The organism is Methanobacterium bryantii, from assembly GCF_002287175.1.
Lineage (GTDB): Archaea > Methanobacteriota > Methanobacteria > Methanobacteriales > Methanobacteriaceae > Methanobacterium_D > Methanobacterium_D bryantii.
The window spans coordinates 1-16,519 of the sequence record NZ_LMVM01000003.1; the positions used below are offsets into that span (position 1 = coordinate 1).

Consider the following 16,519-nt stretch of genomic DNA (forward strand, 5'->3'; position numbering starts at 1 on the left):
AAGCCGTCGAAAATTCGTAGAATTTTTGGGCCGCAAAATTAGAAATTTTGCAAGCTGTCAAAATCTTTGATTTTGACGCGACAAATACGAATTATTTGTCCGCTGCGATTTTTACGGTCACAAAAACCTTCGAAAACTCTTCAATCTTTGATTTGACGCATCGAAAATTGTAAATTTTCGAATGCTTTGTTTTCGAGGTTTCAAAAATCGAAAATTTTTGAAGACCGACAGTTTTTGTGAACATGAGCGTAAATTAAATATCATTTAATCTAAAAGCAGTATTTAATAGCTTATTTTAAAAAATAAAATTAATTTTTTGTTTTATATTGTTATAAATTTATATATCCTTTATTTTTATAAAAAAAGATTTAATACTAAGATTAGAGGGCATTTAATAATTTTAATTCTTTTAATATTGCCATAAATTTTATTAACATATTTTTATATATTATTACATAGTGCAAAATGGAATAATTTAGTAAGTAATTAATTCCAGTTGATAAATCTCCAGTATATTTGAAGGAGGCCAATATGTCTAATTCACCATTGCAGCCTTCAGGCATTGAAGAGGCAGGGTATAGATTAAGTAAAGAAGAAGCTGCAAGAAAGATGGGAGTTTCCCCTGAGGAAGGGCTTAGTTCTACTGAAGCCGCCAGCCGATTAAAGAGTTATGGGCCCAACATACTTGAAGAAGAAAAGGAAAAACCCGCCTGGAGAAAATGGTTAGAGCAGTACAAGGCTTACATGCAGATAGTCCTCGTTATTGCAGCTATAGTAGGCCTTTTAATTGGTGAGATCAGAACTTTTATACTTCTTATTCTTTTAACAGTTTTCATTGCTAATTTGGGATATCGTCAGGAGGCCAAGGCTTCAAAAAGCGTTGCTGAACTTAATAAAATGATGAAAGTTGTTTCTAAAGTGCGCAGGGATGGTTCTGTTTCCTCGATTGATGCTGATAAAATTGTACCTGGAGATATGGTGATTTTAGATGCTGGTGATCGTGTCCCTGCTGACGGCAGGGTGATGGTCTCTGCCAATCTCCAGGTGGAAGAGGCTGCCCTTACTGGAGAGAGCATGGCTGTGGATAAGAAAACTGATATGATCACCAAAAAGGATATTCCACTTGGCGATAGGGTTAACATGGCTTTCATGAACACTAACGTGACCAGGGGACATGGGGAGGTCTTGGTTACCCAAACTGGCATGAGCTCAGAAGTGGGGCACATTGCCACCATGCTAAAAGAACATAAAGCAGGGAAAACGCCCCTCATGCAGCAGATCGACAGGGTCACATTATTTATTATAGGAATAGCAGTGATTGCATTTATATGTATTCTAACAATTGGGCTTTCCCAGGGAGGATCCTTCACAAACCTCTTCAATATAGGCATATCCCTAGCTATAGGTTCTATTCCTGACGCACTGCCAGCTGTCGTAACCACCATATTGGCCATGGGCATGGTGGCGATGGCAAAGAAAAATGCCATCATCAAAAACCTGCCTGCAGTAGAAACGCTGGGATCCACCTCAGCAATCAATTCAGATAAGACTGGGACACTGACAATGAACCAGATGACTGTACGGGACATTTCAACAGCACAACACCATTACACTGTCTCTGGGGAAGGTTACAGTTTTGATGGAAAAATAAAAAGAACTGAAGGGGGACCAGAAGAGAACCTTGATTATGTCCTTTTTCCATGTGCTCTTTGCATTGACACTGATATTAAGGATGGAGAAGTTGTTGGAGACCCGACTGAAGCTGCTCTTTATGTACTTGCTGAAAAAGGAGGCCTGAATGTCAGGGAGTTCCGGAGGAATAATCCTCGAATTGCAAGCATTCCATTTGATTCAGAATATAAATTCATGGCAACCTTCCATAAAATGAAAACACGCGAAGGTATGCCTGTAATTCGAGCATATGTTAAGGGGGCTCCTGATGTGATCATTGGGTTGTCTTCATATGGACGGATGCCTGATGGATCGGCTCATGAGCTTAGTACAGACAGCAGAAAGAAAGTTGAAGATGAAAACGAACGTATAGCAGGTGAAGGATTAAGGGTTCTTGCCCTTGCCCAGAAAGATTTTGACCCTTCATCTTTTGATCCCAATCGTGAGTTGATGCCCCTCATGCAGGGGCTCATGATGACTGCACTTATTGGGGAAGTGGATCCACCACGTGCAGAAGCAAAGGATGCAATTATGAAGGCAAAAAGGGCAGGTGTTAGGGTCAGAATGATTACGGGGGACCATGCAGTTACAGCTGAGGCAATTGGCCGGGAACTGGGTATTGATGGAAGGACGATTACTGGTGCAGAATTTGCGGCACTAAGTGACGGGGAAGCTGAAAACCAGATCGACGAAATTGGAGTTCTTGCCAGGGTTGCGCCGGAACATAAGGTCAGGCTGGTGAAAACTCTTAAGAAGAAAGGTAACATTGTGGCAATGACTGGCGACGGTGTAAATGATGCTCCATCAATCAAGGCAGCAGATATAGGTATTGCAATGGGTATTACAGGTACTGACGTAGCTAAGGGGGCTGCCAAGATGATCCTTGTTGATGACAACTTTAAAACCATCGTAACAGCCATAGAAGAAGGGCGGAAGATCTATGATAACCTGCAGAAGTTCCTTAGAATCCAGATCGCCAACATGTTCATGTTTATACTGGCATTTTTGGGGTCTTCAATATTTGCCATTGCAGGTACAGCTCTTTTCACTCCCGGACAGGTCTTATGGATCCATATGCTTGTTGTAGCACCAATAGGAGTAATGTTTGGACTTGATATGGCATCACCGGGTATTATGACGCGGAAACCTCGAAAACATGACGAGGAGATCATCTCAAAAGGAATGTATATTCGATTATTTATTGCAGGGGCATTCATGGCAGCGGCATCGCTCTATGTATATCATATGGGACAAATATCTTATGGTTCCATGCAGATTGGCCAGACTATGGGACTTGTATCAATATCACTGATGAATATTTTCCTTGCTTTAAATCTCCGATTTCCTAAAGATACATCATTTCAAAGCGCCACTTTTTCAAATACCCGACTCCTTTATGCGTATCTCTGGATTTTATTAGTTACAATCCTCATTACAGAATCAAGGATTTTTCATGAGCTCTTTGGCACTGTTTCACTTGATGCATACCAGTGGGGCATATGTTTCATTCCAGCAGTATTACTTTTTGTTATAGGGGAAATATTCAAGGGATATCTCCGCTACAGCAATAAAAAACATCATTTAAATCAAAAATAAATATTTAATAAGTTTATAAGCTTAATTAGAAGTTATTGTATCTTTACTAGAGAAAGGAGGTATTATTTTGAGTGAAAAACCAGTTGATGAAAAGAGACAGAAATGGATTACAAGACTTTCTATTCTTGTGGCAATATGGGGAATTTTGAGCCTTGAATTTTCATCCACTGTATTTGGAGTAATATTCATTCTTTTTGCAGTATTGATTTATCTATCTAAAAGTTTCATGGTTATATATATGCTTGGGGCTATTTTATGGATTTTAGGGGCGATACAGTTATTGAATGCAGCAGGTTTTAATACAGGATTTACAGTAAGTGCAGCTTACGGGATTGAACTGGTTATAGTTGCAGTTGCTAACTTTGTAATCGGAGGATTGATTATTTATAGAACAAAGAAACTGGAATAGATTTATATTTAGAAAATTATCATGTTCCTTGATCCCAGTACTTTTAGATCTTAGTTTATCATTTCAGGAGAAAAAATAGATTAATTTAAAAAAATAAAATTATTTATTGATTATATGCTTGGCGAGCCTTTTTGAAAGTGCAAGAATAGTAACAACCGGTGGTGCTCCAGGAGCTTCAGGTAAAACACTCGCATCTGCAACATAAAGGCCTTCTATTTCAGTCTGCAAATTAGTGTCAACAACATCACCTATTGCAGCAGTTCCACCGGGGTGTGCTCCTCTTGCATAAGTTGATACAAGTGTTTCTGGAATTACACCTGTTTCAGTTAATATTGCACCGGCAATAGCGGTTCCACGTGCTAAAAGAGCAATATCTTCTGCAGTGTTGAATTTAATTACATCATCCTGTGTAACTTTACCTGAAGGTTCGTCTTTTATTTTAATCATAAGCCCCAGAACATCTTTTTTACGAGCATTATACTTTTTGAGTTTATTTACTAAAATTTCTGAAAAATGAGGGGCCAAAACTATATCATCTAATTTTATAAGGGTATTCATGGACACTTCCTTGTTGTACTTTATATTTTTAAGCATTCCTCCAACTGTAACAAATGTATCAACAAAAAGGTTGTTACCTGCATCTATCCCTATCTTCTGCAGTAATCGAGGTGTTTGTATTGCACCAGCTGATAAAATTACAATATCAGCTTCAAATATATTATCCTCACTTTTTACGCCCTTTACTTTTCTATCAGAAATAATAATATCAGTAACAGGAGTGTTTTCTACAATTTTTGCGCCATATTCTTCAGCTTCTTCGATAAATTTAATGCTGGTCCATTTTGCATCTCTTGGACAGCCGAAGGCACATTTACCGCAGGGTTTACATAAATCAGGGTATATGAACTTGGGCATTTTTTGAATTTCCAGACCTAAAGATCTGGCAGCGTCCATTATTTTCTGGGTTCCTTCTCCAAAATGTGAGTCTGGAAGAGTATTTATGTGCAGTTCTTCTTCTATTTCTTCAAATTCACTGCTTAAATTAATTCCTAATTTTTTGAAAGACTCTTCACATGTTCTTACCGCATTTCCTGCTGTTACAAGGGTAGTACCTCCTAAACAGACAGTACTTGACACTTCGGTCCCCACATTCAATATATCATAATGTTTATATGCATTTTTAGTGATAGTAGATGGTCCTTTTTCAATTACAGTGACTGAAATGCCTGCTTTAGCAAGTTCTTTTGCAATGATCCCCCCACCTGCACCTGATCCTACAACTATAGCTTTCATTTTATTGGCCTATGATATGGATTGTATATAATATTGTATATTCAATAAAAATAGTTTATTTCTTTTTTAAACTTCTTCTGGGTTTATTATTAAAACTTTTTTGGTGTTTGTTTCTATTTAATGTCTTTCCTGATCCATTACTAAATCTTTTTGGGCGTTTATTTCTATTTAAAATTAATTTTAAATACTTGTTAAAGCTTCTTTGAGGCTTATCCCTCTTTTTGTATTTTTCGGTTTCACTTTTCTTTGTAAATATTTTTTGTACTATTGCCCCTCCGATTGCTCCAAGCCCCGTACAAGTTACAATTAAAACAAAAAATCCGATTAGTAAAGTATATAATCCCCATAATTCTAGTTTAATCATTTTGGAACTGGATAATGTTGGAAGATCAGGAAGTACAGGTGAAACAAAAAAGCCGCATATAAAGACGATAAGGCCAATTGTGCCTCCAGCAATTGCACCTATTAGATAACCTCTTTGATTATTTACAGTGAGATAATTTGCAATAAAACCAATTATAACAATGGCAAATAGGCCTTTAATTCCAAGTAAGGGTAAAATAATAAGACCAACCATTATACTTATGATTATTGCAGCTCCCCTACCAAATCCTGCCATATTTTTTACTTCCAGAAATTTAACCTAACATACCTTTATCCATGAGCTTATTTATATCTATTTCGGAATATATTGAATTTTAGAAAATTTCTTGTATAAAACAGGCTATAAATTAATTAGGGGCATAATAGAATAGCAATAAATAATAATTTTAATTATTTTAAAAATAGGATAGATATGCAAAAGTATATAAGTCATTATGTATGTACTTAAATTGACCATATGTACTCTGGACACTTGCGCATACAGTGTCCAGGATCTTAAAATTGAGAAAAGTTGTTATTTTTAAAATATATGGGTAAATTATCGTTTATAGAAATAAAATCAGCATTTTCTTTATTTTTAAATAAATTGTATAAAGAATATGGGTCTTTATTTTAGTATATGGATTTAATAAAAATTAATTAATTGAATTAATTTCAAGTATTTTATATATGTGGGTTTAAAATGTAAAAATTTCGTCTATAGAGACTTCATCAAAGTCCCTATCAATTAACAGATTTCTAGCAGCATAAATTATGATATATATTAAATGGTTACTCGATATGCAAATATATATAAATCATTAGGGAATATTTTTATATGGACCATAAAAAGTCTCCCTGGACACTTGCCCCTAAAAGTGTCCAGGACATTAACTTAAAAATAAAGTAAAATATTGTTAATTTGGTCGTTAACATTTTATTCCTGAATTCATTATGAGTTCAGGATTAATATTACTTATCAAATTAATTCTAAAATAATTCAAGTCTTAATTTTAAATTCTATTTATATATAGGGCATGCATGTTGGATTTAAATATTATCATCGTTCATGTCTATGACATGCGCATGAAATACTTCCTGTTGCAATTTTAATATAAAAATTAAAAATGCGTAGTTTAGATATTCCCATGAAAATATTACATCACTTCAGGGACATGGGTGTATTTTTTATGCTTATTTATAAAGTAATATTTTAATTTTTAGGCATACCCAAAACTTTATATAGTTTTTCCAATAACTATAGTTATTAATGTTTTAGGTGGACCTAAATGCCAAAGAATACAACAATTAGCGGAAATGTAGAGGAATATCTTGAACTATTATACAAGCTTGGCCCAAACGGAGAAAGGGTTTCAACATCAATGATTTCAGAAAATCTAAAAATTGCACCAGCAAGTGCTACCCAAATGCTTAAAAAACTAGCAGTTAAAGGCTACGTAGAATACTCTCCATATAAAGGAGTGGTATTGACAGAGGAAGGCCTTAAAATTGCAAAAAAAATTACCAGAAAGCATAGATTACTTGAACGATTTTTATGTGACATCTTAAAGATCAAAAGTGATAAGATTCATGACCAGGCATGTGAAATGGAACATGTACTCTCTGACGATGCAGAAAGAGCACTTTGCCATCTTTTAGAACAGCCTAATAAATGTCCTGGTGACAGCGTTATTCCAGAATGTGATTTAAAATTTACAACCTGTGAAGAATGCAAAGAAAGGAAAGAAGTAGATGTAGAAGAAGTTGGAAAGAGGAATGAAAACCTAATCTCAATACTTGACCTTAACGAAGACAAAAAAGGTAGAGTAAGTTTTATAAGGGGAGATCACAAGGTAATTCGAAGGCTTCTAGATATGGGAATTACCATCGGCGCAATTATAAGTGTAATCAAAGTTGCCCCACTCGGAGGCCCTGTTGAAGTTGCAGTTAGAGGATCAAAACTTGCCCTTGGTCGAGATATAGCTTCAAACGTTTTTATTGAAGCTTGTGATGAGATGGGGTGCTGATATTGGCGGGGGCTGGCGAAAACAAACCTCAAAAATCAGGGAATGGAAAAGGTCATGGTAAAAGGCACCAAAATAGACATAAACACGGGCAAAATAATAAAACAGCATCTGATTTTACAATTGCACTTGCAGGAAACGCTAATGTTGGTAAAAGTGTTATTTTTAACGATCTTACAGGTTCCAACCAGATTATAGGGAACTGGCCTGGAAAAACAATTGAGAGGGCAGAAGGTAAACTTCATTTTGAAGGTTATGACATCGATGTAATTGATTTACCTGGAATATATTCTTTTTCTACATATTCACTGGAAGAAATTGTATCAAGGGAGTATATTGCACTGGAAAAACCTGATGTTGTTATTAATGTTGTTGATGCTGCCGTTTTAGAAAGGAACCTATTTTTTACAATGCAACTCATTGAAATGGAAGTACCTCTGGTTATATGTGTTAATCAGATTGATATAGCAAAACAAAAAGGAATTAATATCGATACTGAAAAACTGCAGGCAGCATTAGGAGTGCCGGTTGTAGCTACTGTAGCTGTAAGGGGAGAAGGATTACACGAATTAATTGAAACAGCCACAGAAATAGCAGAAAAAGAGGTAAATAAAGCTGCTACATTGGAATATGGTAGTGAAGTGGAAAATAAAATTCAAGAACTAACTGATTTAATTCAGTCCAAAAATCTGGATTTAGGATATCCATCCCGGTGGGTAGCCATAAAGCTGATAGAAAACGATCCAGAGATTCAAAAGTTAGTGAAGTCCAAATCTGAAGAGGTTGCGGATATAGCATATGTTCTAGCAGAGGAAATAGAAAATATCCATAGGGAGCCTTCTTTTTCAGTTATTGCATCTGAAAGGTACTCTCTTGCAAATAGAATTGCAGAAGGAGCTCAGATGCAGAGCGAAATAAAGATCACATTCTCAGAGAAACTGGACAGGATAGTTACACATAGGGTCTATGGTTATATCACTTCGGCTCTGGTAATAGGTGGCCTACTTTTATGGACATTTGTGGTTGGGAATTTCTTTTCAGGCCTGCTTTCAGACGCTTTTAGCTTCTTCCAACCTGTAGATCCTCAAGTAAGTGGAGGTTTAGCAAGTGTTCTGTGGAACGGTGCATTTGGAGGTATTGTAGCAGGGGTTACACTTGTTATACCCTTTGTAGTTCCATTTTATATAATGCTCAGTCTAATTGAAAATTCTGGAATATTAACCAGGGTTGCATTTATGATGGATACACTGATGCATAAAATAGGGCTGCACGGAAAGGCACTTATCCCTATGATCCTTGGTTATGGCTGCAATGTTCCAGCTATTGACCAGACCCGTATTTTAGAAACACGACGTGAAAGACTGCTTGCATCATTTGCCATTACATTTGCGCCATGTGCCGCAAGAACAATCATAGTTCTTGGTCTTGTAGCGGTTTTTGTCAACATATGGTGGGCGATTGCACTTTATGCCATTGACCTTGCAATTATATTTATAATGGGTAGAATTGCTTTAAAAGTGGTACCTGGCGAGTCAACAGGATTGATAATGGAAATGCATTCATTTAAAGTACCATCCCTATCAACTGCACTCAAGCAGACATGGACACGGACTAAATCCCTGATTTATCTGGTACTTCCAATATATGTTATTGCCAGTGCACTTATACAGGCCCTATATGTTCTCGGCGTTTTAGGACCTATAAATGCCGCTTTAACCCCTATTACCGTTATGTGGTTAGGTCTTCCTGCAATTTCAGGTATTCTCTTAATATTTGGTGTTGTTAGAAAAGAATTTGTTCTTTTAATGCTGGTGACTTTGGTTGGCCCAAATCTAGCTGCCTTTTTAACACCGGTTCAATTTATAGTGCTGGCCCTTGTATCTATGCTGTTCATTCCATGCCTGTCTACCATCACAATATTGATCCGCGAATTTGGAGTGAAAGCCGCGACATATATATCTGCAGCTAACCTTGTCACAGCCATAGTTATTGGGGGGATAGCGTTTAGAGTACTTTCTTTAGTATTCTAAACTAATTTTTAATTTTAGTTAATTTAACCATAATTACAAAAGTAATACTAAGTTAATTGTAAAAATGCTGATTTGGGTGTAATTATGGAATAAATACTTTAAGTATAGCTAGTTAATGTTAAGTTATCGTTAATTTATGAGGAATATAAAATGAAATGGTTATTAATTACATTAGGTATTTTAGCTCTTATTGCAGGTTATTCATACATTACAGTTTCAGATGGTCCTATTGAACCTATGGGAAGGCTTGCATTTGTTAAACTGGCAAATCCAGATATGTATCCTGGCCATATTCATTCTGAACTCCTTGCTAAAGAAGCTGAGGCTACAGGATCTAAGTGTGCATTGGTACTGCAATTGTATGGTGGTTCTAATTATCGTAGTTATCAGGAGGGCAATGTGTATATAATTGAGGTGGCATTTATTGACACTCAGGGTATGGGTTCGATTAATATGAGTCAGGTTAACTATTTGGATTCGTTTAAAGTGGCATTATTTGGCATTCCTGACGGCAGGTATAAATACATGTCTGATGGGCATGTTTATGACACTTACGACGAGATGATGGCTCATGTCAACGAACTTGCTCAAGAACATGGCCAGGAGGGCCCGCTTCCAATGTTTTATAAAGGAACAGTAAGGCAGGGAAATCCTATAATAACTCCGGGAGAAGGGTTCCCCTTATACTTCCAGATATTAACTAAAACATATGGAATTATTCCTGCTTATGTGTATACGTTATCTGGAATGTTTGCACCGTACTTTAATGATCCTTACCGTGATTTTGAGCTTAAGAATGCTTCACAGTTACAAGATGCTTATAATCAGGGATTATTAAACATAAATTATGAGACGGATACAAAGGGTAACAAAACTGCCCTTCAATATTACAAGCAGCTGTACGAAAACAACAGCCAGAGCTATGATAGTGCATGATTTAAAATTATGGTGAATAAAAAATGAAATGGTTATTAATTACATTAGGTATTTTAGCTCTTATTGCAGGTTATTCTTATGTCACAGTTTCAAATGGTCCTATTGAACCTTTAGGAAGGCTTTCGTTTGTTAAACTGGCAAATCCAGATATGTATCCAGGACATCCTGATTCCGAACTTTTGGTAAAATATGCAGAAGAAAGAGGATCTAAATGTGCTCTGGTAGTACATTTTACTGGAAGTTCCAACTACCGCAGCTACAACGATAGTGGTGTGTATATAATAGAAGTAGGTTTTATTGACACTCAAGGTAATGGTTCGATTAATATGAGTCAGGTTAACTATTTGGATTCGTTTAAAGTGGCATTATTTGGCATTCCTGACGGCAGGTATAAATACATGTCTGATGGGCATGTTTATGACACTTACGACGAGATGATGGCTCATGTCAACGAACTTGCTCAAGAACATGGCCAGGAGGGCCCGCTTCCACTGGTATGGCATGGAACTGTCAGGCAGGACAACCCAATTCTAGCTCAAGGATGCGGATTCCCACTGTATTTTCAGATATTAACCCAAACCTATGGAATAATTCCTGCATATGTATATACAATTAAAGGAATGCTTTTCCCTTACTTTAACAACCCCTACAGGGATTTTGAGTTAAAAAATTATGCAACTTTGCAATCATATTATGACCAGGGATTGTTAAATGAAAACTACAAAACAGTTAATGACAGCTATCAGTACAACATATACAAAAATAACCAGAACTATGATTAACCATTAGGTTGATTAACCATTTGATGTGGTTCCTAAAACTAGGGGCTAAGATATGATTGGAATAGTAAAATAAACGTTGACCAGCTCTCGGTTATGGGTCAACTTATATTTTACCTCATTTTCCAATACCTTTACAGGCTATAATTAATTGAAGCATTATACTGTTCTTTAAATAAAAATTGTAATATTGTGGATATCTGCAGGTTTAAGTTCTATTTTAGTTCTAGAAATATCTTCATTCCAGCAAATTAAGTATCATCTGTTTTAAGTGTTCACTTTCGTCTGCAATATTATTAATGGAGTTTTCAATATCAACGTCTAATTTATCTTCATAATCATGTTTTAACTGTTTTGTAATATCTGTAATGATTTCCAGGTGTTCTTGTAGATAATTGGCAGTTGTATAAATAAATTGTTCAGATTCTTCATTTAAATGACTTAATTTATCTAAAAGTTTTTTTAGCTTTTCTTCTGCATCTTTACGTTCTGTAATATCACGGGAAATACCAAGAGCTACTGTTTCTCCTTTAAATTTAAAAATATGAGTATTTATTTCTACAGGTATTCTTCTACCGTCTTTAGTAACGTGGACTATCTCAAATTTAGCATATCCCTTGGTCCAAATTTCTATGGCGTGGCTTGCCATTTCTACTCTTTTATCTGGAGCTACAATATCTACAGGGGATATATTCTGAAACTCTTCATTTGTATAACCCAGCCGATTGCATCCAACTTCGTTTACTTCAATGAACTTTCCAGGCATCCCATTTTCATTCATTTTATGCAATGTGATCATGTCATTTGCATTATGAAATATTTCCCTGAATTTCTCTTCACTTTCTTTTAAAGCATTAACCAGTAGTTTATGCCTTGTGATATCTCGACAAACTGTAAGGTAAACTTTTCTTCCTTTGTATTTAATCACATGTCCATTAATTTCCACTGGTATTCTTCTGCCCTCTTTAGTAACATGAACTATCTCAAAATTGCTGTAACCATTGTTGGTTAGTGCTAATGCATTAAATGGTATTTCTGCTTTTTTATCTGGAGCAACTATATCAACAGGACTCATATTTAATAATTCTTCTTTGGCGTAACCTAATCTTTCAACACTGACTTCATTTATTTCAATATATTTCCCCGGCATTCCATTAGCATCGATTTCACTTAAAGTAATCATATCGTTTGCATTATTAAATATCAAACGGAATTTTTCATCACTTTCTTTTAAAGCCCTCATGATCTTTGCCTGTAGTATTGCAAAATCTTTAAGTGCTTTTTCTGTCTCTTTACGTTTACTTATATCACGAAAAACAACTTGAACTGTGTTTTTCCCATTATAGGTAAATCCAGCTGCTAAAGCTTCTACATCTATGACTTTTCCATCTACCGATAAAAATTTTTCTTCTATTGGTGGAACGGCTTTGTTTTCTATCATATTATTTATACGTTCTATTACTATCTCCCTATAATCTGGATGTACAAAATCAATCAAAGACATATTTACAAGTTTTTCAGAGTTTTTTACACCTAAAAGCTCCATTGCAGTATTATTTGCCCAGATAACTTTTCCTTCGCTATGGAACACAATTGCATCAAAACAATTCTCCAGTAATTTACGGTAGCGGTTTTCACTTTCTTTCAACGACTCCTCTGCTTTTTTACGTTCACTTATATCACGAGAAATTGAAAGGCCGACATTTTTTCCATTGTAATTAATAATATGGGCAGTAATTTCTACAGGTATTCTTTGAGAGTCTTTAGTTGTATGGACAGTTTCAAATGTCACGTGATGTTCTTTAGCTGGTTTTGCGAGGGCTCTTCGAGTTTCATACTCTTTATCTATATCATAGGGAGTCATATCCAAAAATTCTTCCTTACTGTAACCTAATCGTTTAATACCTGTATCATTTATTTCAATAAATTTTCCAGGTGTACCATCTTCATTCATCAGATTTAAACTGATCATATCATCTGCTCTATTAAATATTAAACGGAATTTTTCCTCATTTTCATTTAATATTTCATTTACTCCTTTTTCTCCAATAATTGCAGTTTTTTTTGCAATTTTAATCTCTAAATTGTCATTACTATTTTCTAATTCTTTTTCTTCACCAGTGATCTCTACTTTCAACATGACAAAAAGGTTGTCATGAATTGGGAATCCTGAAATTCGGTAATATCGATTAAATGGAGGTAAATAAGCTTTAAACATTTTTTTGCCAGTAATTATTATATCTTCATATATTTTAAAATAAAGTTCTAAATCAGCATTTCCATATAAATTACTGATATAATTACCAACATAATGTTTATATGAATCACCTGAACCGGCTATTTCGGCAGAATTAACGTATTTCACGATAAAATCACGGATCTTACCTTTATTATCATACACAGGTTCGTAAACTGATATAGCTTCAAGCAGATTGTCAAATATTTCAAAGTTTTTCCCAAATGAGTAATTACCTGCCTTCATCATATTTTCATCTTCTTTTAAGTATTCCCATAAAATAATTAGTTAATATGAAAAGTATTATTATATTATTATCAAAGTTCAATACTAATATATACGTTGTGGTTTTTAGGATACGTTACAGGGATATTTTTAATATCATTACTTATTCTCAAATTATTTAAAAGAAAACGCAGGGTCTGAAAAATTGTAAAAGTAAAATAATCAATAAAGATAATATAAATAAACATCATTTAAAATAGAAATTTTGAAAAATAAATCTTGCAAATTTAAGTTAAAATTTTTTAAGGCAGGAGGTCTTTAATGATTTTTACCAAAACCATTCATATAGAAACTGAAAAACCAGGAGATATTATTAATTTAACACATAAAATTGAAGGTGCAGTGGGCGAGTCTAAGATCAGTAATGGTATTGTACATGTATTTGCTCCACATGCCACTGCAGTCTTTGCTTTAACAGAACTTGAGAGTAATTTAAGGGAAGATATCGAAAAATTACTTGATAATTTGACTCCAAAAGAGGGGTGGAAGCATGATGTAAACGCTTATTCGCACCTCAGGTCAATGCTTCTTCCTCCAGATAGAACACTTCCGGTAAGAAATGGAAGAGTTATCAAAGGAACTTGGCAGGATTTATTTTTTATAGAAGCAGATACTTCAGGCAGGTTAAGAAAAATAGAGGTAACTGTTATTGGGGAATAATCATATCCTTTTAAATTTTAATGTAATTGGAGGCGCTAAATGGGCAAATTAAAGTCAACAGTTGGATTTGTAGGCGAAAATGGAGTTGTACTCAAAGATCATTCTGTATTTGATAAGGGCGACGTTGTGGTATTAATATCTGCTGAAAATATCAACGAGCTTTTAGGGGAATTAATGGAAATAAAAGAAAATATGGATATGAGTAAGCGTTGGATCGATGAGATAAAAGAAATTGAGTAACTAATATTGATGAGTTTTTAGCTAAATTAATAAAATAGAAAGTATTGATGCTAGTAAACATCGAATTGATGAGATAAATTGGGTAGCTTAGAAAGTACTGCTGAGTTTTTAAAGGAAATTAGTGGATAGATGATATCGATGTCAGTAAACTTGATTTGGAATAAAAGGAATTAAGTAGAGTGTCTACTCATTAATTAATTTAAATCTTGCCAATATATTAATAATCAATAAAAAGAGCTCAACTATAGTTGCAATTACTATACCTGTCACTATAAATATTAAAGCAATTGTTAAGCCCCAATCAATCAAAAATGAACTGAAATTGAATGGAAAGACGCTGTAAATGGAATATACTGCAGTAAATGCAAATATATTCAAAATCATCTTTATTATATGCCTAAACCATTCTGGATTGAAGATAATAAACATTATGTTTCCTATGATGGTAGCTATAATTGCAATGTTTATAATCCATAAAACTTCATTAAGCGCGTTGGTGATAAAATAAACCTGCCAGTTAAGTAGATTATTAAAAATATACAATAAAATTACGTTAACAACTATTGCACCAATATATTCTGATCTTTTAGAATTCTTATCTTTTTCCTGGCGCTTTGAAGATAAATTATCCATAAAACTCTTAATTTTATTTTTTTCATTTTTCATGATTTCCACACATTGTAACTTATACATCGCAAAACTATTATATTTAATATAAAAAATTATGAATTAAATTTAAAATATTAGATAAATGTCATGTTTAATTGGTCAATACTACAACTTAATGTATTGTCTACTTTCTAGACTTTATTATGAACATGAACATAACCATATCATTACTAATAATCATAATTTTTGATGTATTATTTTAAGTATAACATAATTAGACAAGTTAAATGATCCTTATTACCCTTTCAGATGTTATAATCATGTTTATTTTTTGATCATGCTCTTCTGTAGGGACTTTGTCTATAATCTGGATTTCATGAACAGTAGTTACAACTGGAGTACTTTGTGTAATAGCTTTTTCGGAAATTAACTCTGATATTTCCCTATCGCCGTAACCTCCTCCTTTTCCAAGTCGGTTTCCAGATTTATCCACTGCTACAGAACCTTCCACTACAAGATCTACTTGAGGGAACTCTCGAAATCTTTGATTTCGGAGCACGAAACGAAGTTTCGTAAGTTCATGGATTTTTTTCCCAAATTTAAAAGCGCCTTTTATGGTTGATGCTGTTTTTTCATCCCCTTTAATGCTAAATGGATCTATTAAAATGAATCCATCTTTAAGCTTGGGTGAAGCCATAATTAACAGCTTTTTATCTAACAGTGCAAATTCACGGACTTTTATCTGGGCTGTATCTGGGCTTGAAAAGATAACTTCTGCATTCTGCCATTCTTCAGTGCTTCTTAACATTCTGGCAGCTTCAGTCGAGCCTGAAAAATCAGGTATTCTTCCATATGGAGATTTAGTATGTTGGGATAAATTATTATTCTCTAAAGTGCTCCAGATTAGGTTTCTTACTCTTTCTTTCTCTTCGGTTATCATTGGTTTTATTATATAGTGTAAGTTAAATAAATCTATAACACTGGACGTATTTCAGTTAAATTAAAGGATTACTACTAAAATTAAGAGTTTAAAAAAGAATTAAAAAAATAGAATTAAATTAAATCACTGATGCAATTGCGAGCACTGGAATCATAGCCATAAGGGCCAGATGTGGGGCATATGCGGGCGATGTCTGGAAATTATATTTGAGCGTTGCCCATGTCTGTGTAAATGCTGTAATAACTGCAATTAACTGCAACAATGCAGCTGCGTAGAGAACCAGCGCATTACCTGTGGCAATAGCTGCAATTGTGGCTATAAGTGCTAGTATCAAAGCACCAAAGTGAGGTGCCAGGCGCATACCTGACATTCTAAATGTTATAAAACCGCTTGCAATACCACTCACCAGTATCGCGAGTATTATTACGGAATATGTAACTTGCATTTT

General features: G+C 34.6%; 15 protein-coding genes. 8 read left to right on the top strand and 7 right to left on the bottom strand.

Annotated elements, in window-relative coordinates; all coding sequences use genetic code 11:
• Window positions 1-380 precede the first annotated feature (380 nt).
• A complete protein-coding gene (locus tag ASJ80_RS16875; RefSeq protein WP_176720320.1) occupies window positions 381-563 on the bottom strand; it encodes a hypothetical protein in 183 nt (60 codons plus the stop codon).
• On the opposite strand from ASJ80_RS16875, the gene ASJ80_RS03920 reads away from it, so the two are divergent.
• Together ASJ80_RS03920 and ASJ80_RS03925 are read left to right on the top strand one after the other, a co-directional pair.
• Window positions 532-3,267: a cation-translocating P-type ATPase gene (locus ASJ80_RS03920; RefSeq protein WP_069585266.1), complete on the top strand. Its 2,736-nt coding sequence runs from the start codon at window positions 532-534 to the stop codon at window positions 3,265-3,267. The genes ASJ80_RS16875 and ASJ80_RS03920 overlap by 32 nt on opposite strands.
• Before the next feature lie 67 nt (window positions 3,268-3,334).
• Entirely contained in the window at window positions 3,335-3,676 is a 342-nt protein-coding gene (locus ASJ80_RS03925; RefSeq protein ID WP_069585267.1) for a hypothetical protein, read from the top strand.
• A gap of 99 nt (window positions 3,677-3,775) precedes the next feature.
• On the opposite strand, the gene ASJ80_RS03930 is transcribed toward ASJ80_RS03925, so the two are convergent.
• Both ASJ80_RS03930 and ASJ80_RS03935 read right to left on the bottom strand, forming a co-directional pair.
• Window positions 3,776-4,969, bottom strand: a complete 1,194-nt coding sequence (locus tag ASJ80_RS03930) for an FAD-dependent oxidoreductase (RefSeq protein ID WP_069585284.1) — start codon at window positions 4,967-4,969, stop codon at window positions 3,776-3,778.
• Window positions 4,970-5,024: 55 nt separating this feature from the next.
• Entirely contained in the window at window positions 5,025-5,588 is a 564-nt protein-coding gene (locus tag ASJ80_RS03935; RefSeq protein WP_069585286.1) for a hypothetical protein, read from the bottom strand.
• 1,033 nt (window positions 5,589-6,621) lie between these two features.
• Between ASJ80_RS03935 and ASJ80_RS03940 the strand changes: the two genes are divergently transcribed.
• From ASJ80_RS03940 to ASJ80_RS03955, 4 genes are all read left to right on the top strand, one after another.
• Window positions 6,622-7,359: a metal-dependent transcriptional regulator gene (locus ASJ80_RS03940; RefSeq protein ID WP_069585288.1), complete on the top strand. Its 738-nt coding sequence runs from the start codon at window positions 6,622-6,624 to the stop codon at window positions 7,357-7,359.
• Window positions 7,360-7,361: 2 nt separating this feature from the next.
• Window positions 7,362-9,386: a ferrous iron transport protein B gene (gene feoB / locus ASJ80_RS03945; RefSeq protein ID WP_083241052.1), complete on the top strand. Its 2,025-nt coding sequence runs from the start codon at window positions 7,362-7,364 to the stop codon at window positions 9,384-9,386.
• Window positions 9,387-9,536: 150 nt separating this feature from the next.
• Window positions 9,537-10,322 carry a hypothetical protein gene (locus ASJ80_RS03950; RefSeq protein ID WP_095651973.1) on the top strand — a complete coding sequence of 262 codons (786 nt, stop codon included), beginning with the start codon at window positions 9,537-9,539 and terminating at the stop codon, window positions 10,320-10,322.
• A gap of 23 nt (window positions 10,323-10,345) precedes the next feature.
• Window positions 10,346-11,104 carry a hypothetical protein gene (locus ASJ80_RS03955; RefSeq protein ID WP_095651974.1) on the top strand — a complete coding sequence of 253 codons (759 nt, stop codon included), beginning with the start codon at window positions 10,346-10,348 and terminating at the stop codon, window positions 11,102-11,104.
• A 235-nt stretch (window positions 11,105-11,339) separates the two neighbouring features.
• Here ASJ80_RS03955 and ASJ80_RS03960 read toward each other — a convergent pair whose 3' ends face one another.
• Window positions 11,340-13,586: a PAS domain-containing protein gene (locus ASJ80_RS03960; protein ID WP_069585653.1), complete on the bottom strand. Its 2,247-nt coding sequence runs from the start codon at window positions 13,584-13,586 to the stop codon at window positions 11,340-11,342.
• Window positions 13,587-13,883: 297 nt separating this feature from the next.
• Here ASJ80_RS03960 and ASJ80_RS03965 point away from each other — a divergent pair, with 297 nt between their 5' ends.
• Complete coding sequence (locus tag ASJ80_RS03965; RefSeq protein ID WP_069585652.1) at window positions 13,884-14,282, top strand: secondary thiamine-phosphate synthase enzyme YjbQ; 399 nt, start codon at window positions 13,884-13,886, stop codon at window positions 14,280-14,282.
• 39 nt (window positions 14,283-14,321) lie between these two features.
• Entirely contained in the window at window positions 14,322-14,522 is a 201-nt protein-coding gene (locus ASJ80_RS03970) for a hypothetical protein (RefSeq protein ID WP_069585651.1), read from the top strand.
• A gap of 183 nt (window positions 14,523-14,705) precedes the next feature.
• On the opposite strand, the gene ASJ80_RS03975 is transcribed toward ASJ80_RS03970, so the two are convergent.
• The 3 genes from ASJ80_RS03975 to ASJ80_RS03985 all read right to left on the bottom strand — a co-directional run bounded on the left by ASJ80_RS03975 (window position 14,706) and on the right by ASJ80_RS03985 (window position 16,516).
• On the bottom strand, window positions 14,706-15,188 hold the full coding sequence (locus ASJ80_RS03975) for a hypothetical protein (protein ID WP_095651975.1): 483 nt from the start codon (window positions 15,186-15,188) through the stop codon (window positions 14,706-14,708).
• Window positions 15,189-15,414: 226 nt separating this feature from the next.
• Window positions 15,415-16,071 carry a 5-formyltetrahydrofolate cyclo-ligase gene (locus tag ASJ80_RS03980; RefSeq protein ID WP_069585649.1) on the bottom strand — a complete coding sequence of 219 codons (657 nt, stop codon included), beginning with the start codon at window positions 16,069-16,071 and terminating at the stop codon, window positions 15,415-15,417.
• 118 nt (window positions 16,072-16,189) lie between these two features.
• A complete protein-coding gene (locus ASJ80_RS03985) occupies window positions 16,190-16,516 on the bottom strand; it encodes a DUF5400 family protein (protein ID WP_069585648.1) in 327 nt (108 codons plus the stop codon).
• Window positions 16,517-16,519: the final 3 nt, after the last annotated feature.

What these genes read in the sequence shown, in the direction of transcription:
- ASJ80_RS03980 (WP_069585649.1), bottom strand. Translation starts at nt 16,071, where the DNA reads ATGATAACCGAAGAGAAAGAAAGAGTAAGAAACCTAATCTGGAGCACT.
- ASJ80_RS03985 (WP_069585648.1), bottom strand. Translation starts at nt 16,516, where the DNA reads ATGCAAGTTACATATTCCGTAATAATACTCGCGATACTGGTGAGTGGT.
- ASJ80_RS03950 (WP_095651973.1), top strand. Translation starts at nt 9,537, where the DNA reads ATGAAATGGTTATTAATTACATTAGGTATTTTAGCTCTTATTGCAGGT.
- ASJ80_RS03920 (WP_069585266.1), top strand. Translation starts at nt 532, where the DNA reads ATGTCTAATTCACCATTGCAGCCTTCAGGCATTGAAGAGGCAGGGTAT.
- ASJ80_RS03955 (WP_095651974.1), top strand. Translation starts at nt 10,346, where the DNA reads ATGAAATGGTTATTAATTACATTAGGTATTTTAGCTCTTATTGCAGGT.
- ASJ80_RS03960 (WP_069585653.1), bottom strand. Translation starts at nt 13,586, where the DNA reads ATGATGAAGGCAGGTAATTACTCATTTGGGAAAAACTTTGAAATATTT.
- ASJ80_RS03930 (WP_069585284.1), bottom strand. Translation starts at nt 4,969, where the DNA reads ATGAAAGCTATAGTTGTAGGATCAGGTGCAGGTGGGGGGATCATTGCA.
- ASJ80_RS03935 (WP_069585286.1), bottom strand. Translation starts at nt 5,588, where the DNA reads ATGGCAGGATTTGGTAGGGGAGCTGCAATAATCATAAGTATAATGGTT.
- ASJ80_RS03970 (WP_069585651.1), top strand. Translation starts at nt 14,322, where the DNA reads ATGGGCAAATTAAAGTCAACAGTTGGATTTGTAGGCGAAAATGGAGTT.
- ASJ80_RS16875 (WP_176720320.1), bottom strand. Translation starts at nt 563, where the DNA reads ATGCCTGAAGGCTGCAATGGTGAATTAGACATATTGGCCTCCTTCAAA.
- ASJ80_RS03940 (WP_069585288.1), top strand. Translation starts at nt 6,622, where the DNA reads ATGCCAAAGAATACAACAATTAGCGGAAATGTAGAGGAATATCTTGAA.
- ASJ80_RS03975 (WP_095651975.1), bottom strand. Translation starts at nt 15,188, where the DNA reads ATGAAAAATGAAAAAAATAAAATTAAGAGTTTTATGGATAATTTATCT.
- ASJ80_RS03965 (WP_069585652.1), top strand. Translation starts at nt 13,884, where the DNA reads ATGATTTTTACCAAAACCATTCATATAGAAACTGAAAAACCAGGAGAT.